This window comes from Robertmurraya sp. DFI.2.37 (assembly GCF_029211245.1).
In the GTDB taxonomy this organism is placed as follows: Bacteria; Bacillota; Bacilli; order Bacillales; family Cytobacillaceae; genus Robertmurraya; species Robertmurraya methanolica_A.
Genome location: NZ_JARGEJ010000980.1, coordinates 1 through 255, shown reverse-complemented (window position 1 = coordinate 255; position 255 = coordinate 1). Strand labels below are relative to the sequence as shown.

General features: G+C 38.8%; 1 pseudogene. It reads left to right on the top strand.

Going from position 1 to position 255, the window contains the following annotated elements:
- A pseudogene (locus tag PZE06_RS29420) lies at nucleotides 1-255 on the top strand (hypothetical protein); the annotation flags it as partial.

Below are 255 nucleotides of genomic sequence, written 5' to 3'. Positions count from 1 at the left end.
AGTGGCGGATGCTAATCACAATTATGATTCTAACAATCTTGAAGGGGTGCTTGATGAATTAAAACGACCGTTGAATGTATACCGGTCGGGCTTAGACAATAACGATAAATATACGGTGGTTGAATGGTGTAGGCAAAGTGGCACTTTATATCGTAAATCGGTGTTGAGTAACATGGTGGATAATGTATACACTGTTCAAACGATAACGTATTACGCACAAGATGGAACGACTGTCCTAAAAACAGAAATCTTTGA